The sequence below is a fragment of the Serratia sp. TSA_105.2 genome, assembly GCF_052692115.1.
Genome location: NZ_JBQZFT010000001.1, coordinates 209159 through 226724, shown reverse-complemented (window position 1 = coordinate 226724; position 17566 = coordinate 209159). Strand labels below are relative to the sequence as shown.

General features: G+C 62.0%; 15 protein-coding genes. 11 read left to right on the top strand and 4 right to left on the bottom strand.

Going from position 1 to position 17566, the window contains the following annotated elements; translation table 11 throughout:
• Positions 1 to 4: 4 nt before the first annotated feature.
• Positions 5 to 1624 carry an ABC-F family ATP-binding cassette domain-containing protein gene (locus ACUTSC_RS00985; protein ID WP_445653033.1) on the bottom strand — a complete coding sequence of 540 codons (1620 nt, stop codon included), beginning with the start codon at positions 1622 to 1624 and terminating at the stop codon, positions 5 to 7.
• A 307-nt stretch (positions 1625 to 1931) separates the two neighbouring features.
• Here ACUTSC_RS00985 and ACUTSC_RS00980 point away from each other — a divergent pair, with 307 nt between their 5' ends.
• Entirely contained in the window at positions 1932 to 3953 is a 2022-nt protein-coding gene (locus tag ACUTSC_RS00980) for an oxidoreductase (protein WP_443002422.1), read from the top strand.
• A 34-nt stretch (positions 3954 to 3987) separates the two neighbouring features.
• On the opposite strand, the gene rlmG is transcribed toward ACUTSC_RS00980, so the two are convergent.
• The gene (rlmG, locus tag ACUTSC_RS00975) at positions 3988 to 5127 is read right to left on the bottom strand and encodes a 23S rRNA (guanine(1835)-N(2))-methyltransferase RlmG (protein WP_197767518.1); all 1140 of its coding nucleotides are present in this window, start codon (positions 5125 to 5127) and stop codon (positions 3988 to 3990) included.
• A 149-nt stretch (positions 5128 to 5276) separates the two neighbouring features.
• On the opposite strand from rlmG, the gene ACUTSC_RS00970 reads away from it, so the two are divergent.
• The 5 genes from ACUTSC_RS00970 to sstT all read left to right on the top strand — a co-directional run bounded on the left by ACUTSC_RS00970 (position 5277) and on the right by sstT (position 10266).
• A complete protein-coding gene (locus ACUTSC_RS00970; RefSeq protein WP_004937154.1) occupies positions 5277 to 5783 on the top strand; it encodes a M48 metallopeptidase family protein in 507 nt (168 codons plus the stop codon).
• Positions 5784 to 5833: 50 nt separating this feature from the next.
• Positions 5834 to 6814 (top strand): Gfo/Idh/MocA family oxidoreductase, encoded by a 981-nt coding sequence (locus ACUTSC_RS00965; RefSeq protein WP_197767519.1) that lies wholly within the window; start codon positions 5834 to 5836, stop codon positions 6812 to 6814.
• A gap of 1 nt (position 6815) precedes the next feature.
• Positions 6816 to 7547 carry a glutamine amidotransferase gene (locus ACUTSC_RS00960; RefSeq protein ID WP_060424716.1) on the top strand — a complete coding sequence of 244 codons (732 nt, stop codon included), beginning with the start codon at positions 6816 to 6818 and terminating at the stop codon, positions 7545 to 7547.
• 252 nt (positions 7548 to 7799) lie between these two features.
• Positions 7800 to 8768, top strand: a complete 969-nt coding sequence (locus ACUTSC_RS00955) for a TerC family protein (RefSeq protein WP_443006802.1) — start codon at positions 7800 to 7802, stop codon at positions 8766 to 8768.
• A gap of 262 nt (positions 8769 to 9030) precedes the next feature.
• Complete coding sequence (sstT, locus tag ACUTSC_RS00950; RefSeq protein WP_197767520.1) at positions 9031 to 10266, top strand: serine/threonine transporter SstT; 1236 nt, start codon at positions 9031 to 9033, stop codon at positions 10264 to 10266.
• A 53-nt stretch (positions 10267 to 10319) separates the two neighbouring features.
• Here the strand turns inward: sstT and ACUTSC_RS00945 are convergent, their stop codons facing one another.
• Both ACUTSC_RS00945 and uxaC read right to left on the bottom strand, forming a co-directional pair.
• On the bottom strand, positions 10320 to 11807 hold the full coding sequence (locus ACUTSC_RS00945) for a UxaA family hydrolase (protein ID WP_197767521.1): 1488 nt from the start codon (positions 11805 to 11807) through the stop codon (positions 10320 to 10322).
• 20 nt (positions 11808 to 11827) lie between these two features.
• Positions 11828 to 13240, bottom strand: coding sequence for a glucuronate isomerase (gene uxaC, locus ACUTSC_RS00940; RefSeq protein ID WP_197767522.1), 1413 nt, complete (start codon positions 13238 to 13240; stop codon positions 11828 to 11830).
• Between the two features lie 300 nt (positions 13241 to 13540).
• On the opposite strand from uxaC, the gene ACUTSC_RS00935 reads away from it, so the two are divergent.
• The 5 genes from ACUTSC_RS00935 (at position 13541) to mzrA (ending at position 17556) form a co-directional block, all read left to right on the top strand.
• Positions 13541 to 14839, top strand: coding sequence for an MFS transporter (locus ACUTSC_RS00935; protein WP_197767524.1), 1299 nt, complete (start codon positions 13541 to 13543; stop codon positions 14837 to 14839).
• Between the two features lie 119 nt (positions 14840 to 14958).
• Positions 14959 to 15735: a transcriptional regulator ExuR gene (exuR, locus tag ACUTSC_RS00930; RefSeq protein WP_033636102.1), complete on the top strand. Its 777-nt coding sequence runs from the start codon at positions 14959 to 14961 to the stop codon at positions 15733 to 15735.
• Between the two features lie 186 nt (positions 15736 to 15921).
• On the top strand, positions 15922 to 16368 hold the full coding sequence (locus tag ACUTSC_RS00925; RefSeq protein WP_197767525.1) for a hypothetical protein: 447 nt from the start codon (positions 15922 to 15924) through the stop codon (positions 16366 to 16368).
• A 136-nt stretch (positions 16369 to 16504) separates the two neighbouring features.
• The gene (locus tag ACUTSC_RS00920) at positions 16505 to 17185 is read left to right on the top strand and encodes a DedA family protein (RefSeq protein WP_033644523.1); all 681 of its coding nucleotides are present in this window, start codon (positions 16505 to 16507) and stop codon (positions 17183 to 17185) included.
• A complete protein-coding gene (gene mzrA / locus ACUTSC_RS00915; RefSeq protein ID WP_004937130.1) occupies positions 17182 to 17556 on the top strand; it encodes an EnvZ/OmpR regulon moderator MzrA in 375 nt (124 codons plus the stop codon). Before ACUTSC_RS00920 ends, mzrA begins: the two co-directional genes overlap by 4 nt.
• Positions 17557 to 17566 lie beyond the last annotated feature (10 nt).

Sequence of the window (17566 nt, the reverse complement as noted above, 5' to 3'; positions counted from 1 at the left end):
CGCCTTACCAGGCCTGAAGCCGCCAGCCGTCCGCCTGTCGGTGCAGGCGGTGCGTCGGCCGCAGCGCCTGCAGGAAGTCTTCGTCGTGCGATACCACCAGCATCGCGCCGGGGAAATCCGCCAGGGCGGTTTCGATCGCCAGCGACGACGCCAGATCCAGGTGGTTGGTCGGTTCGTCCAGCAACAGCAGCTGCGCCGGTTGCCGCCGCCACAGCGCACAGGCCAGCGCCGCCTTGAGCCGTTCGCCGCCGCTCAGCGAGCCCAGCGGCAGCGCGATGCGATCCGCGCCAAGCTGCAGCTGCACCAGCCGGGTGCGCAACGCGCCTTCCGCCAGCGGCGAATCCTGCAGCCCCAGATGGTCCATCACCGACAGATTCGGGTCGAGCTGCGACAGGGTTTGATCGAGGTAGGCCGTCGACAGCGGGCAATGACAATGACCGGACAGCGCCGTCAGCTGACCGAGAACGGTCTTCAGTAAAGTGGACTTGCCGCAGCCGTTGGGGCCGGTCAACGCCACGCGCATCGGGCCGTCGATCCGCAGATCCAACGGCGGCGCGCTGACGAACGGCAGCTGCAGCTGCTCGAGCACCAGCACCTGCTTGTTCGCGCTCACTTCACTGCCCGGCAACGCCAGCAACACCGGCTGCTCGTCCTCCACCCGCTGATAGGCCTCGCGCACCGCCGCATCGAGGCTGTCGCGCTGATCCTGATGCTGTTTGCGCAGCGTGCCGAGGCTCTCCTTCGCCGCCGATTTGTAGGCCACCCGTTCGAAGGAGGCGATATTCAGCGTATCGACGACGCGCAGCGTTTGCGCCGAGCGTCGCTGGCTCATGTCGTGCTCTTTCTGCTGGCGGGCGCGGGTGCGGCGGCGCTCCTCGCGCGCATGCTCCAGATCGGCGCGCGCCGCCTGCTGCTCCGTATCGCGCTGGCGCCGGTAGTCGTCGTAGTTGCCGCCGTAGCTGCGCAGCGCGCCGGGCGTCAGTTCGACGATGCGCTCCATACGCCCCAGCAGCTGCCGGTCATGGCTGGCGATCAGCAGCCCGCCGCGCCACTGATCCAACTGCTGATACAACCAGGCGCGCCCGACGCTGTCGAGGTGGTTGGTCGGTTCGTCCAACAGCAGATAATCCGCCTCCCCCAGAAAAGCGCCGCACAGCGCCGCGCGCATCCGTTCGCCGCCGCTCAAGTCGCACGCGGATCGCAGCGGATCGAAGGCCGGCAGCCCGGCGGCGGCGAAGGCGCTTTGCAGGCGATCGTTGAGATCCCAGCGCCCTTCCAGACGATCGATGTCGTCCGCCAACGGCCGCCCCTGCTCGATGCGCGCCAGCGCGGCGAAGACCTCGCCGTAGCCCAGCAGCTGCGCCAGCGTGGTGTTCGCCGCGATCTCCGGCTGCTGCGCAACGTAAGCCAATGCGGCATGGGATTCGACGTGCCCGATGCTCGGCCGATCCCGTCCGACGATCAGGCGCAGCAGCTGGGTTTTGCCGACGCCGTTGCGCCCCACCAGGCCGCAGCGCGACCGATCGAAAGCGAGATCCAGCGGGCCGAACAGCGTTTCGCCGTCAGCAAATTGGCAGGTCAGTTGATGTAAAACGAAATAAGGGGACTGCGCAAAATGAGCCATAAGCACTCCTGAATGAGATCAAAACATCCCCACAGGGCGCGGGAGCGCACAGCGTGGGACCAGATATCAACAGGTGTGATTGTTCATTTTCGGTTATGGCTCCGCAGAGAGAAGGAATTTACAACGCGCAAAGGTTAACCGATCTTTTGTTCGTTATGCAAACGTTGCCTGAGATTCATGACGTCTATCACATTCGGCACAACGCAGATTCCCAAGCGGCGCGACAACGGCTAGATTTATCTCATCCGACCACTTGTGTTCACATAATTATAACAACGGGCCCCGATTTCACCCGATGGAGAGTGCAATGAGCAATTACCCTCACCTGCTGGCGCCGCTGGATCTCGGCTTCACTACCCTGAAAAACCGGGTGCTGATGGGATCGATGCATACCGGCCTGGAAGAGCTGCCTGACGGCCCGCAGCGCCTGGCCGCGTTCTATGCCGAGCGCGCCGCCGCCGGCGTGGCCCTGATCGTCACCGGCGGCATCGCGCCCAACGACAAAGGCGTGGTGTATCGCGGCGGTTCTACCCTCAACAGCGAGGCGCAGCTGCCTCACCATCGGCCGGTCACCGAGGCCGTTCATCGCGCGGGCGGCAAGATAGCGCTGCAGATCCTGCATGCCGGCCGCTACAGCTATCAGCCGCACCCGGTGGGCCCTTCCGCGCTGCAGGCGCCGATCAATCCCTTCGCGCCAAGCGCGCTGAGTGAAACGGAGATCGAGCAGACCATCGCCGACTTCGCCCGCTGCGCGGCGCTGGCGCAACAGGCCGGCTACGACGGCGTTGAGGTGATGGGTTCCGAAGGCTACCTGATCAACCAATTTTTGGCGGCGCGCACCAACCAGCGCGACGATCGCTGGGGCGGCAGCTTCACCAACCGCATGCGCTTCGCCGTCGAGATCGTGCGGGCGGTACGCCAGGCAGTGGGCGCAGAATTCATTCTGATCTACCGGCTGTCGATGCTCGATCTGGTGGAAGACGGCTCCAGCTGGCAGGAGATCGAACAGCTGGCGCTGGCGGTCGAACAGGCGGGCGCCACGATCATCAATACCGGCATCGGCTGGCACGAGGCGCGCATCCCGACCATTGCCACCATGGTGCCGCGCGCCGGGTTCAGCTGGGTGACCCGCAAGCTGATGGGCAAGGTGGGTATTCCGCTGATCACTACCAACCGCATCAACGATCCGGCGGTGGCCGAGCAGGTGCTGGCGGACGGCTGCGCCGACATGGTGTCGATGGCGCGCCCGTTCCTCGCCGACGCCGCCTTTGTGCAGAAAGCCGCCGAGGGACGTGCCGACGAGATCAATACCTGTATCGGTTGCAACCAGGCCTGTCTCGACCAGATTTTTGAAGGCAAGCTGACGTCTTGCCTGGTCAACCCGCGCGCCTGCCGCGAAACCGAAATGCCGTTGACGATGGCGGAAAAACCGAAAACGCTGGCGGTGATCGGCGCCGGCCCCGCCGGGCTGGCCTTCGCCACCACCGCCGCCAGCCGCGGCCATCAGGTGACGCTGTTCGACGCGGCCGATCAGATCGGCGGCCAGTTCAACATCGCCAAGCAGATCCCCGGCAAGGAAGAATTCCATGAAACCCTGCGTTACTTCCGCCGCCAGCTGGCGCTGCGCGAAGTGACGGTCAGATTGGGCGTCAAGGTCGAGGCGGCGGATTTAAGCGAATTCGACGAAGTGATCCTCGCCTGCGGCATCGTGCCGCGCACCCCGGACATCCCCGGCATCGGCCACGCCAAGGTGCTGAGCTATCTGGACGTGCTGCGCGATAAAAAACCGGTCGGCCAGCGGGTGGCGATCGTCGGCGCCGGCGGCATCGGCTTCGACACCGCCGAGTACCTCAGCCAGCATGGCGTGTCCAGCAGCCTGGATCAGGCGGAATTCAACCGCGAATGGGGCATCGACGGCCGCCTTGAGCAGCGCGGCGGGCTGGCGGCGCAAGGGCCGCAGGCACCGCGTGCCGCGCGGCAGATCTACCTGTTGCAGCGCAAAACCAGCAAAGTGGGCGAAGGCCTGGGGAAAACCACCGGTTGGATCCACCGCGCCAGCCTGGCGATGCGCGGCGTGAAGATGCTCAACAGCGTCAGCTATCGGCTGATCGACGACGAAGGACTGCACATCACCCGCGCCGAGCAGGACAGCTGTCTGCCGGTAGACACGGTGGTCATCTGCGCCGGGCAGGAACCGCGCCGCGAGCTGCAGCAGCCGCTGCTGGCGATGGGGAAAACCGTGCATCTGATCGGCGGCGCCGACGTGGCCGCCGAGCTGGACGCCCGCCGCGCGATCGATCAGGGTACGCGGCTGGCGATGGCGCTGTAAAAAAGGGGCGCCTGGCGCCCCTTGGTCATCACGCTCAGCGACGCGCGCCGGATTTCACCGCTCTCAAGATCACGAACTTCTTGTTCGAGGCCACCAGCGTGCAGTTGCCGAACAGACGCTTGAGCTTCTGGTGATAGTCGAGATGGCGGTTACCGACGATGCGCAATTCGCCGCCCACCTGCAGGCAGCGCTTGGCGTCGCAGAACATCTGCCAGGCGGTGTGATCGGTAATGGCGTGCTGCTGGTGGAACGGCGGGTTACACAGCACCGCCTGCACGCTTTCGCGTTCGATGCCCGCCAGCGCGTTGTTCACCTCAAACTGGCAGCGATCCAGCTCTTGTGGCAGGTTGTGCTCCACGTTCAGCTCGCTGGAGGCCACCGCCATGTAAGATTCATCGACGAAGGTCACCTGCGCTTCCGGGTTTTGCGCCAGCGCCGCCAAGCCAATCACGCCGTTGCCGCAGCCCAGATCGACGATATGGCCGTTCAGGCCACGCGGCAGATGATCCAGGAACAGGCGCGCGCCGATATCCAGGCTGCCGCGCGAGAAGACGTTGGCGTGGTTATGGATAAGCCAATCGGTGCCATCCAGCGTCCAGTCGGTGGTTTCCGCTGCCGCCGGCGGGACGATGTCCGCCACCTGGCAGAAGATCAGGCGCGCTTTCTTCCACGCCAGGCTGGTGCGCGTCGGGCCCAGCACCTTTTCGAACAGCTGCATCGTCGAGGTATGCACGTCACGCGCTTTGGCGCCGGCGACGATCAGCGTGTCTTCGGTCACAACGTGGCGCAGCGCGCGCAGCTGCTGCTCCAGCAGCGCCAGCGCCTTCGGCACGCGAATCAGCACCACCGCCGGCGCCGCCGGCAGCTCGGCCAGGCTGTCCAACAGCGTGACCTGCTCAGGATCCAGACCGTTGAGCTTGAGGTTGTGGCGCGTCGCCAGCTGGCTCATGTACGAGTCGCTGACGCTGTAAGGGCGATGCGCGTGCAGCGCACAGGCCAGGGTGCCGAAGTTATCGTTGAAAATCAGCACCGGACGGCCGCCGATATCTACGTTTTCAAGCTGTTGCAGCAGATATTCGTCCGCCGCTTCCCACGCCTGCAGTTGGGTGGATTCTTCCTGTTGGGGATAACGCTCCAGCTCAAGTTGCTGTGTTCCCAGATCGAGTTGGCTCATTGCCCCTCCTGACTGATAAAATTTGGGCTGTTTATCCCCTAAAAACGCCCGTCAGTAAAATGTTTTTTCGGATAAATTGCGTATGTCAGGATTTGAGCGAAAAAACAGCATAGAATGACCAGCTGAATGGCCGTTGATACGGAACAAGAATGTCTGAATTGACCTACCTGCAAGGCTACCCAACGCATCTGCAAAGTCAGGTGCAGCAACTGATCCATCAGAACCGGCTGGGAGACGTGCTGCTGCAGCGCTATCCGCAGGTGCACGACTGCACCACCGACAAGTCGCTGTATCAGTTTACCGTCGATCTGAAAAACCAGTATCTGCGCAACGCCCAGCCGCTGAGCAAGGTGGCCTACGACAGCAAGATCCACGTCATGAAGCACGCACTCGGCCTGCATACCGCTATCTCACGCGTGCAGGGCGGCAAGCTGAAGGCCAAGGCAGAAATCCGCGTGGCGACGGTGTTCAAGGTTGCGCCCGAACCGTTCCTGCGCATGATCGTGGTGCATGAGCTGGCGCACCTGAAAGAGAAAGATCACAACAAGGCGTTCTACAGCCTGTGCTGTCATATGGAGCCGGATTACCACCAGTTGGAGTTCGATACCCGGCTGTATCTGACGCACCTTTCGCTGTTCGGCGAGCTGTATGCATAGCGAGTGAGGGCGTGATAATCTGCGGTTTTAAGCCTGGACCGGAGCTCGCCATGATTCGCTTTGCCGTCGTCGGCACCAACTGGATTACGGAACGTTTTATCGATGCCGCCCATGAAAGCGGCAAACTCAAGCTGAGCGCCGTGTATTCACGCTCGCTGGAACAGGCGCAGGCGTTTGGCGCCAACTATCAGGTCACGCAGTTTTTCGACTCGCTCGAGGCGATGGCGCAGTCTGACGCCATAGACGCGGTGTATATCGCCAGCCCCAATTCCCTGCACTGCCCGCAATCGCTGCTGTTCCTGCGCCATAAAAAACACGTGATCTGCGAAAAACCGCTGGCCTCCAACCAGCGCGAAGCGGAACAACTGGTAGCCTGCGCGCGGGAAAATCAGGTGGTGCTGTTCGAAGCGTTCAAAAGCGCCTACTTGCCGAATTTCCTGGCGCTGCAGCAGGCATTGCCGAAAGTCGGCCAGCTGCGCAAAGCCTTTATCAACTATTGCCAATACTCTTCGCGCTATCCGCGCTACCTCGCCGGCGAGAACCCCAACACCTTTAACCCGCAGTTCTCCAACGGCTCGATCATGGACATCGGCTATTACTGCCTGGCCAGCGCAGTGGCGCTGTTCGGCGCGCCGCAGTCGGTGCTGGCCAGCGCCACGCTGCTGGATACCGGCGTGGACGCCCATGGCACCGTCTGCCTGAACTACGGCGATTTCGACGTCACGCTTTCCCATTCCAAGGTCAGCGACTCGGCGATCCCCAGCGAGATCCAGGGGGAAGAAGGCACGCTGATTATCGACAAGATTTCCGAATGTCAGGGCGTGGCGCTAACGCCGCGCGGCGGCAACCGCCAGGATCTGAGCCAGACGCAGCACATCAATACCATGCTGTATGAAGCGCTGGCCTTCGCCGAGCTGATTGAGAAGCATCAGGTGGAACACCCGGGGCTGGAGAATTCGCTGATCGTCGCCCGCCTGCTGACCGATATCCGCCGCCAGACCGGCGTCGTCTTCCCCGCCGACGGAGAATGAGATGAAACCGCTGCTCGTGATGCAAACCGGCGACGCGCCGCAGGCCATTCGCCAGGAACTGGCCAACTTTGAAGGTATGTTCCTGCAACAGGGCAACATCGACGCCGAACGCGCGCACATTGTGCATCTGCCCGCCGGCGAACGGCCGTTGCCGCCGGCCGCCTATTGCGGCGTGGTCATCACCGGCTCGCCGGCGATGGTGACCGAACAGCTGCCGTGGAGCGAGGAGGCCGCCGAATGGCTGCGTCAGGCGATGGCGATCAAACTGCCGCTGTTCGGCGTCTGCTACGGCCACCAGCTGTTGGCCTACGCGCTCGGCGGCGAAGTGGGCTATCACCCGCAGGGTATGGAGGTGGGTACGCTGGAGATCGAACTGCTGCCCGCCGCGGCTGAAGACCGGCGGCTCACCCTGCTGCCGCCGCGTTTCAAGGCCAACCTTATCCATTCGCAGAGCGTGCTGACGCCGCCCGCCGGCGCGCAGACGCTGGCGCGTTCGCAGCAGGACGCGCACCAGATCCTGCGCTATGGCGATCACGCCCTGACCACCCAGTTCCATCCGGAATTCAACGGCGCGGTGATGAGCCAGTATCTGCAGTGGCTCGGCGAACTGCATCCCGAGCAGCAAGCCCGCTATCAACAGCAACAACAACAGGTTAGCGACACGCCGTTCAGCCGCCTGCTGCTGCAGGGGTTCGTCGTCAGCCTCGGCGCGCAAAAAGCGATGGCCGGCTAACGCGATTCACGTTGACCGCCGACACATTTTGCATTACTTTCTGCTCTGCAAAGGGGAGTAACTTCATTGCCGGTCAATCGTCATTACGATGCGCAAGCATCCGGTTACCGGGCAACCTGATGTCAAAGGTGTAACCACCTTCATCAACGTTGTAAGTGAGACCTTGCCGGAAGGCGAGGTTTGCTTGCAGCGTTCACAAAGCGGCTGGCGTCTTCCGACGTTGGCCGTTTTTGTTTTTGAAGGATACCTCTGATGATGAATTCCGTTGGCACACCGTGGTTATGGGGCAGCTTCGCCGCCGTCATAGTCGTGATGCTCGCAATCGACCTCCTGTTGCAGGGCCGTAAAGGCGCGCACACCATGACCCTGAAGCAGGCCGCCAGCTGGTCGCTGGTGTGGGTCAGCCTCTCCCTGCTGTTCAATTTCGGTTTCTGGTACTACCTGAATGAAACCGCCGGGCGCGCCGTCGCCGATACCCAGGCGCTGGCCTTCCTGACCGGCTACCTGATCGAAAAAGCGCTGGCGGTGGATAACGTGTTCGTCTGGCTGATGCTGTTCAGCTACTTCGCCGTGCCGGCCAACCTGCAGCGGCGGGTGCTGATCTACGGCGTGCTGGGGGCGATCGTGCTGCGTACCATCATGATCTTCGCCGGCAGCTGGCTGGTCAGCCAGTTCCAGTGGCTGCTGTATCTGTTCGGCGCCTTCCTGCTGTTCACCGGTATCAAGATGGCGCTGGCGAAGGAAGATGACTCGGCGATCGGCGACAAGCCGCTGGTGAAATGGCTGCGCAGCCACCTGCGCATGACCGACAGCCTGGAAGGCGAGCGCTTTTTCGTGCGCCGCAACGGCATCCTGTTCGCTACCCCGCTGGTGCTGGTGCTGATCCTGGTCGAACTGAGCGACGTGATCTTCGCGGTAGACAGCATCCCGGCGATCTTCGCCGTGACCACCGATCCGTTCATCGTCCTGACCTCTAACCTGTTCGCCATCATGGGTCTGCGCGCCATGTACTTCCTGTTGGCCAACGTAGCGGAACGTTTCTCGATGCTGAAATATGGCCTGTCGGTGATCCTGGTGTTTATCGGCATCAAGATGCTGATTATCGACTTCTTCCACATCCCGATCGGCGTGTCGCTCTGCGTGGTGGCAGGCATCCTGACGCTTACCTTGCTGATCAACGCCTGGGTCAATCGCCGCAACGATCGCCTGGCGAAGAAATAACCACAATCTGTTATCCGGGGCGCTAGTCGCCCCGCTATTGTTTGGCAATTCCCCCAAAACGCCAAACGTTATTGCGATCACACAAATGTAACCAGTATGTTATCAAGTGTTGATCCGCGCTCAGAATTTCATCCCCGCCTCTTTCCAACATCATTCGATTGCTGAATACTGATTCGGCAAACACACTTAGTTACAGAATCATATAAAGCTACCCGGCGTCGTTCCCGCCGCGGCGGCCAGATAACATCAGGAAGAAAGCACTATGCAAAAACTATTACAAAGGATCATGCAGGGTAGCCTGGTCAAACAAATCATGGTCGGCCTGGTGGCCGGCATTCTGGTGGCGTTGGTTTCGCCGGCAGCCGCTGCGGCCGTCGGCCTGCTCGGCACCCTGTTCGTCGGCGCGCTGAAAGCGGTGGCGCCGGTGCTGGTGCTGATCCTGGTGATGGCCTCGATCGCCAACCATAAACAGGGGCAGAAGACCAACATTCGCCCGATCCTGTTCCTCTACCTGCTGGGCACCTTTGCCGCAGCGCTGGTGGCGGTCGTCGTCAGCTTTATCTTCCCTTCTACGCTGGCGCTGACCACCGGTGCGACCGACATTACCCCGCCGGGCGGCATTGTGGAGGTGATGAAGGGTCTGTTGATGAGCGTGGTGGCCAACCCATTCCATGCGCTGATTAACGCCAACTACATCGGTATTCTGGCGTGGGCCGTCGGGCTGGGGCTGGCGCTGCGCCACGCTTCCGAAACCACTAAGGGGCTGATCAACGACATGTCCCATGCGGTCACGCTGGTGGTACGCGCGGTGATCCGCTGTGCGCCGCTCGGCATCTTCGGCCTGGTGGCCTCCACGCTGGCGGAAACCGGCTTCGGCGTGCTGTGGGGCTACGCCCAGCTGCTGATGGTGCTGCTCGGCTGCATGCTGCTGGTAGCGCTGGTGCTCAACCCGCTGATCGTTTACTGGAAAATCCGCCGCAACCCGTATCCGCTGGTGTTCGCCTGCCTGCGCGAGAGCGGCGTGACCGCCTTCTTCACCCGCAGCTCCGCCGCCAACATCCCGGTGAACATGGAGCTATGCAAGAAGCTGAACCTGAATGAGGACACCTACTCGGTTTCCATCCCGCTGGGCGCCACCATCAACATGGCCGGCGCGGCGATCACCATCACCGTGCTGACGCTGGCGGCGGTGAACACGCTGGGCATCGCGGTGGACGTCCCGACCGCTCTGCTGCTGAGCGTGGTGGCTGCCCTCTGCGCCTGCGGCGCCTCCGGCGTGGCCGGCGGCTCGCTGCTGCTGATCCCGTTGGCGTGCAATATGTTCGGCATTCCGAACGACGTGGCGATGCAGGTGGTGGCGGTCGGCTTTATTATCGGCGTGCTGCAGGATTCGGCGGAAACCGCCCTTAACTCTTCCACCGACGTGCTGTTCACCGCCGCGGCCTGCCAGGCGGAAGATCAACGGCTGGCGAACGAAGACCCGCTGAAGGTGCGTTAATCCCACCTGTCGGCATCGAAAAGGCGCTCTTTCGAGCGCCTTTTTTGTCAGCCTTACAGCGTCACCCCGCTTTTAAAGATCGCAAGCTCGCGGAAATCGTTGGCTTCATTGCGCGCCGGGCGGCCGTTGGCGATCTCGACGATCAGATCGACGAAGCGGCCGAGCAAAGTCTCCATCGCCACGCCGTGGATCAGGCCGCCGGCGTCGAAATCGATCCAGTGCGGTTTCTTCGCCGCCAGCTCGCTGTTGGTGGCCAGCTTCACCGTCGGCACAAAGCCGCCGTACGGCGTGCCGCGCCCGGTGCTGAACAGCACCATATGGCAGCCGGCACCGGCCAGCGCGCTGGTCGCCACCGCATCGTTGCCCGGCGCGCTGAGCAGATTCAGCCCCGGCACGCGCAGCCGCTCACCGTACTTCAGCACGTCCACCACCTGGCTCAGGCCCGCTTTTTGGGTGCAGCCGAGCGATTTCTCTTCCAGCGTGGTAATGCCGCCGGCCTTGTTGCCCGGCGATGGATTCTCGTATATCGGCTGTTGATGGGCGATGAAATAGCGTTTGAAATCGTTGATCATGTCGACGGTTTTGTCGAAGGTCTCCCCGTCGCGGCAGCGGCTCATCAGAATGCGCTCGGCGCCGAACATCTCCGGCACTTCGGTCAGCACCGTGGTGCCGCCGTTGGCGATCACATAATCGGAAAAGCGCCCCAGCAACGGGTTGGCGGTGATGCCCGACAATCCGTCCGAACCGCCGCACTCCAGGCCGAATTTCAGCTCGCTCAGGCGGCCCGGCTCGCGGCGATCGTGGCGCATCTCCCGGTACAGCTCGTGCAGCAGCGCCAGCCCGGCCTCCACCTCGTCGTCCTGCTGTTGGCACACCATAAAGCGCAGCCGCCGCTCGTCCGTCATCCCCAGCGTGGCGCGAAAGGCATCCACCTGATTGTTCTCGCACCCCAGCCCGATCACCAGCACCGCGCCGGCGTTGGGATGGCGCGCCATGTTCTGCAGCATGATGCGGGTGTTGGCATGATCCTGCCCCAACTGCGAGCAGCCGAACGGATGGCTGAACAGATGCACGCCGTCGATCCCCTCCGCCTGCGTTTGCTGCAAAAAACGCTGCTGGATCTGGCGGGCGATGCCGTTGACGCAGCCGACGGTCGGCACGATCCACAGTTCATTGCGGATCCCCACGCCGCCGTCGGCCCGGCGGTACAGCTGCACCTCGCGATCCGCCGCCTGCGGCGGCAACGCAGGGAACTGCGGCTGGTAACGGTAGCTGTCCAGATCGCTCAGGTTGGTTTTGGCGTTTTGCGAATGGATATGCTCCCCACGGCCTATGGCCGCGAGCGCATGGCCGATCGGCTGGCCATATTTGATGATGTCCTCACCCTCGGCGATCGGGCCGAGCGCAAACTTGTGCCCGCGCGCCACCGGCTGTACCAGCGGAACGGCTACGCCTGCCAGCTCAAGCGTTTCTCCGGCGGCCAGGTCGCGCAGCGCCACCGCCACGTTATCCTGCTCGTGAATCTTTATCGTACTTTGCATAAACCGGTCCCGGATAACGGCTACGCCAGGTCAATGGCGAAATAGTCTTTGGCGTTGTCGAAGCAGATATTTTTCACCATTCCGCCCAGCAGCGCGATATCGGCCGGCGCTTCGCCGTCCGTCACCCAGCGGCCGATCATCTGGCAAAGGATGCGACGGAAGTATTCATGGCGCGTATACGACAGGAAACTGCGACTGTCGGTCAGCATGCCGACGAAGCGGCTCAGCAGCCCGAGCTGCGCCAGCTGCGTCATTTGGCGCTGCATGCCGTCCTTCTGATCGTTGAACCACCAGCCGGAGCCGAACTGCATCTTGCCCGGCGTGCCTTCCCCCTGGAAATTGCCGATCATGGTGCCAATCACTTCGTTATCGCGCGGATTGAGGCAATAAAGAATGGTTTTCGGCAGGCCGCCCTGCCGCGCCTGGGCATCCAGCAGCCGCGACAGCGGCTCCGCCAGCGGCCGATCGTTGATCGAGTCGAAGCCGATATCCGGCCCGACGGCGGCCAGCATGCGGCTGTTGTTATTGCGCAGCGCGCCGATGTGATATTGCTGCACCCAGCCGCGCCGCCGGTATTCGCCGGCCAGGAACAGCAGCACCGCGCTTTTGAACTGGGCGCTCTGTTCCGGCGTCGGCAACTCGCCGTTCAGGCGACGCAGCAGGATTGCATCCAGCGTCGCTTCATCGGCCTCGCCGAACACCACCACGTCCAGCGCATGGTCAGCCACCTTGCAACCGTGGGCGGCGAAGTGATCCATACGCTTGTACAGGGCGTCGCACAGCGCGCTGAAGCGGCCGATCGCGGTATCCGCCGCCGCCTCCAGCTGCCGCAGATAGTCGTTGAAGCCGGGCGCATCGATGGTGAAGGCCTTGTCCGGCCGCCAGCTCGGCAACACCTTGATATCGAAGCTGTGATCGTCGGCGATCGCCCGATGATGGCGCAGATCGTCGATCGGATCGTCGGTAGTGCCGACCATTTTCACGTTCATCTGCCGCATGATGCCGCGCGCGCGAAACTCATCCTGCGCCAATAGCGCATTGCCGCGCTGCCAGATCTCATCCGCCGTGGCCGGCGACAGCAGCGTTCCAGTGATGCCAAACGGCCGGCGCAGCTCCAGGTGCGTCCAGTGATAGAGCGGGTTACCGATGGTGTGTGGCACCGTAGCGGCCCAGGCGTCGAATTTCTCGCGATCGCCCGCATCGCCGGTGCACAGCCGCTCCGCCACGCCGTTGGTGCGCATCGCCCGCCATTTGTAGTGATCCCCCCGCAGCCAGATATCGTACAGGTTGCTGAAGCGGGTATTCTCCGCAATCTGTTGCGGCGGCAAATGGCAGTGGTAATCGAAAATCGGCTGGTGCGCCGCGTAGTCGTGATACAAACGCCGGGCAAATTCGCTGTCCAGCAGGAAATCTTCGCTCAAAAACGTCGCCATCTCGGGCTCCTTACCTTACTTGCCGTGCGGCACAGGGATCGAATCACAAAAGTTATCACACCAATTTTAGCGAGCGTCCAGCAAATTTTTCCCGCCATCTGCCGTTCTGCTGTCCTTCAATCCTTTTTTCGCTCAGTTTTACGGCAAATGCGCGGCATAAACGCCCTATTTCACCGGCGACAGTATCGCTCAGGCGAATAATTCCTTTTGTGATATCACTCAACTTTTAAACTTGTATGACAGGTTATTGTCTCGCCAGCCGCATCGCCGGCCATACCTTCAAACGGGGAGATATTTCGGATGCGTAAAATTAAAGGGTTACGCTGGTACATGATCGGGCTGGTGACCATCGGCACCGTGCTGGGCTACCTGACCCGCAACGCCATCGCCGTGGCGGCGCCGACGCTGGAAGATACGCTGCACATCACCACCCAACAGTATTCTTATATCGTTGCCGCCTATTCCGCCTGCTATACCGTGATGCAGCCGGTGGCGGGCTATGTGCTGGACGTGCTGGGCACCAAGGTCGGTTACGCCATGTTCGCCATTCTGTGGGCGCTGTTCTGCATGGGTACCGCGCTGGCCAACAGCTGGGGCGGCCTGGCGCTGGCGCGCGGCGCGGTCGGCATGGCCGAGGCGGCGATGATCCCCGCCGGGCTGAAGGCCAGCAGCGAGTGGTTTCCGGCCAAAGAACGTTCGATCGCCGTCGGCTATTTCAACGTAGGTTCGTCGATCGGCGGCATGATCGCCCCGCCGCTGGTGGTGTGGGCCATCGTGGCGCACAGCTGGGAGATGGCGTTCATCATCACCGGCGTGCTGAGCCTGATCTGGGCCATCTGCTGGCTGCTGTTCTACAAGCACCCGAAAGATCAGAAGAAACTGAGCCAGGAAGAGCGCCGATACATCCTCGAAGGGCAGGAAGCGCAGCACCAGACCTCTAACGCCAAAAAAATGTCCGCCTGGCAGATCGTGCGCAACCGCCAGTTCTGGGGCATCGCGCTGCCGCGCTTTCTGGCGGAACCGGCCTGGGGCACCTTCAACGCCTGGATCCCGCTGTTCATGTTCAAGGCCTACGGTTTTAATCTGAAAGAGATCGCCATGTTCGCCTGGATGCCGATGCTGTTCGCCGATCTCGGCTGCATCGTCGGCGGCTACCTGCCGCCGCTGTTCCAGAAATATTTCAAGGTCAATCTGATCGTCTCGCGCAAGCTGGTGGTGACGATGGGAGCGGTGTTGATGATCGGCCCCGGCATGATCGGCCTGTTCACCAGCCCTTACGCGGCTATCGCGCTGCTGTGCGTCGGCGGCTTCGCCCATCAGGCGCTGTCCGGCGCGCTGATCACCCTCTCTTCCGACGTGTTCGGCCGCAATGAGGTAGCGACCGCCAACGGCCTGACCGGCATGGCGGCCTGGACCGCCAGCACGCTGTTCGCCCTGGTGGTGGGCGCCCTGGCGGACACCCTCGGCTTCAGCCCGCTGTTCGCCGCGCTGTCGGTCTTCGACATTCTCGGCGCCATCGTCATCTGGACGGTGCTGCAAAACCGCCCGGCCGCCGAACCGCAACCCGCCACGCTGCAACCGTCCCCGGCGCGCAGCTGATCCCGTCGCCCGGCCGCCGCGCCGGGCCTCCTGCTCCTCTGGCAGCGGTGCCGAATAAGTGGTATAACAAATCCGATGGCTACGCGCCCCTTCCCACCGCACCGTATAGAGCATTCACTATGGAATTCACTGAAACCAGACGCCTGTATCAGCAACTGGCCGCCGAGCTTAAGCAACGCATCGAAAGCGGCCGCTACCCGGTAGGCGACAAGCTGCCGGCCGAGCGATACATCGCCGAAGAGATGAATGTCAGCCGCACCGTGGTGCGCGAAGCGATCATCATGCTGGAGGTGGAAGGCTATGTGGACGTGCGCAAGGGATCCGGGATCCACGTGGTGTCCAACCAGCAAAAACACCTGGTGGTGCCGGGCGACAGCATCGAGTTCGCCACCGCCGGCCCGTTTGAGCTGCTGCAGGCGCGCCAGCTGATCGAAAGCAACATCGCCGAATTCGCCGCCACCCAGGTGACCAAACAAGATATCGTGCAGCTGATGGAGATCCAGGAGCACGCCCGCAAAGAAGATCGCTTCCGCGACTCGCAGTGGGATCTGAAGTTCCACGTGCAGGTGGCGCTGGCCACCCAGAACACCGCCATGGCCACCATCGTGGAAAAAATGTGGGTACAGCGGGTCAACAACCCTTACTGGAAAAAACTGCACGAGCATATCGACGAACGTTCGATCGCCAGCTGGTGCGACGATCACGATCAGATCCTCAAGGCGCTGATGCGCAAAGATCCCTACGCCGCCAAACTGGCGATGTGGCAGCATCTGGAAAACACCAAGCAGATGCTGTTTAACGCCACCAGCGACGACTTCGAATACAACGCCGACCGCTACCTGTTCGCCGAGAATCCGGTGGTGCATCTGGATGGCGTGAGCCACGAGCCGAAATAGCCACGGCGGTCAAAAACCGTCGGCTTATGTCAGGTAATGTAAAATCCGCTGAATCGATGCCGGAACCGCCGTTTGCCGTGTACTATTTCACCGTCGGCAACGTAGATTTCCCTGTTGCCAATCGTGCTATTTTGGTAGAGTTAGCCCACTTTTTTACCCATTGCTGCGGGGGCGGGACGCGAATAAATGCGCTGGTTGTTTGCCATGCTGATTGCTGTTTTCTGCTGGACCGGTTCGGTCTCCGGCCAACAGCTATGCGTGGCGTCACCCAAGCCCACCCCCAGCGCGCTGAGCAGCCTGCCGCCGCTGGCGGAGCCGGCGCTTTCCCCCTATGATCATGTGTATCGGGCGCCGGCCGAAGCGCGCCGCAAAGCCCCCGGCAAGTTGCCGCTGCTGCTGCCCAGAGCGCACTCTTTCCCCGGTTCGCTGCTCGTATCCTCCCTGCCGGTGCCGGTCTATACCCTGGCCGCAGAGCCGGGCTACCGAATTCGCTTCCCTCGCCAGGACACTCCGGCGCCCAACCGGCTTGCCCAGGTCGACTGGATGCTGGACGCCTCCAGGCAACAGAGTCGGCAGGCCGGCTGGAAAGAAAGTAACATGCAGTACCGTGGCACGCTGACTTACCACCTATGACCGGTGTCGCACCGCTAAGAAACCTTAAAGCAACGCCGTTTCATCGTTATCAGCATTCAGGATCGCCGCGCGCTTTCAGCCCACGCCCGTTCCGCCGCTGAGATAAAAATAAACAATGACGTTTTAGGAACACCGGATGGACATCATTAAAGAACTGATACATGCCTTGTGGCAGCAGGATTTTGAGACGCTGGCGAACCCTTCGTTGGTGTGGACCCTCTACATCCTGCTGTTCATGATCCTGTTTTTGGAGAACGGCCTGCTGCCGGCCGCTTTCCTGCCGGGCGACAGCCTGCTGATCCTGGTCGGTGTGCTGATCGCCAAAGGCACCATGGGTTTCCCGCTGACCATCGTTATCCTGACCGTCGCCGCCAGCCTGGGGTGCTGGGTCAGCTATATACAGGGCCGATGGCTCGGCAATACGCGAACGGTGCAAGGCTGGCTTTCTCACCTGCCAGCCCACTACCATCAACGCGCTCACAATCTGTTCCACCGCCACGGGCTTTCCGCTCTGCTGGTCGGCCGCTTCCTGGCCTTCGTGCGCACCCTGCTGCCGACCATCGCCGGGCTGTCCGGCCTGAGCAACGCGCGCTTCCAGTTCTTCAACTGGATGAGCGGCCTGCTGTGGGTCTTGATCCTGACAACGCTGGGCTTCGCGCTGGGGAAAACCCCGGTGTTCCGCAAGTATGAAGATCAGCTGATGTTCTGCCTGATGATGTTGCCGCTGGTGTTGCTGGTGGTCGGGCTGGTCGGCTCGCTGATCGTGCTGTGGCGCAAGAAACGCGCCAGCGGCCAGAACCCGGGGAAAGGGGCGTGACAGCAAAGCGCCCGCGCTGGCAATACGTCTTGATGATCGCGCTCGCCCTGCTGGCATTGGCGACGCTGCTGGTGCCCTGCATGGTGCGCACCGAGAGCGAGCTGCGCATTCGCGCCAGCCAGCAAGGGCTGTCGCTGCCCGACGGTTTTTACGTCTACCAGCGCCTGGATGAGCGCGGCATCCGCATCAAAAGCATTACGCCGGAAGGCGATGGCCTGGTCATCCGTCTGGATTCGCCGGAGCAGCAATTGCTGGCGCGCGAAGCGTTGCAAACCATTTTGCCGCCCGGTTACCACATCGCATTGAGCGAGTCCCCTGTGCCGTCGCATTGGGTACGCGAATTTGCGCGTTCCCCTCTCAATCTGGGATAATCCCCCTTCC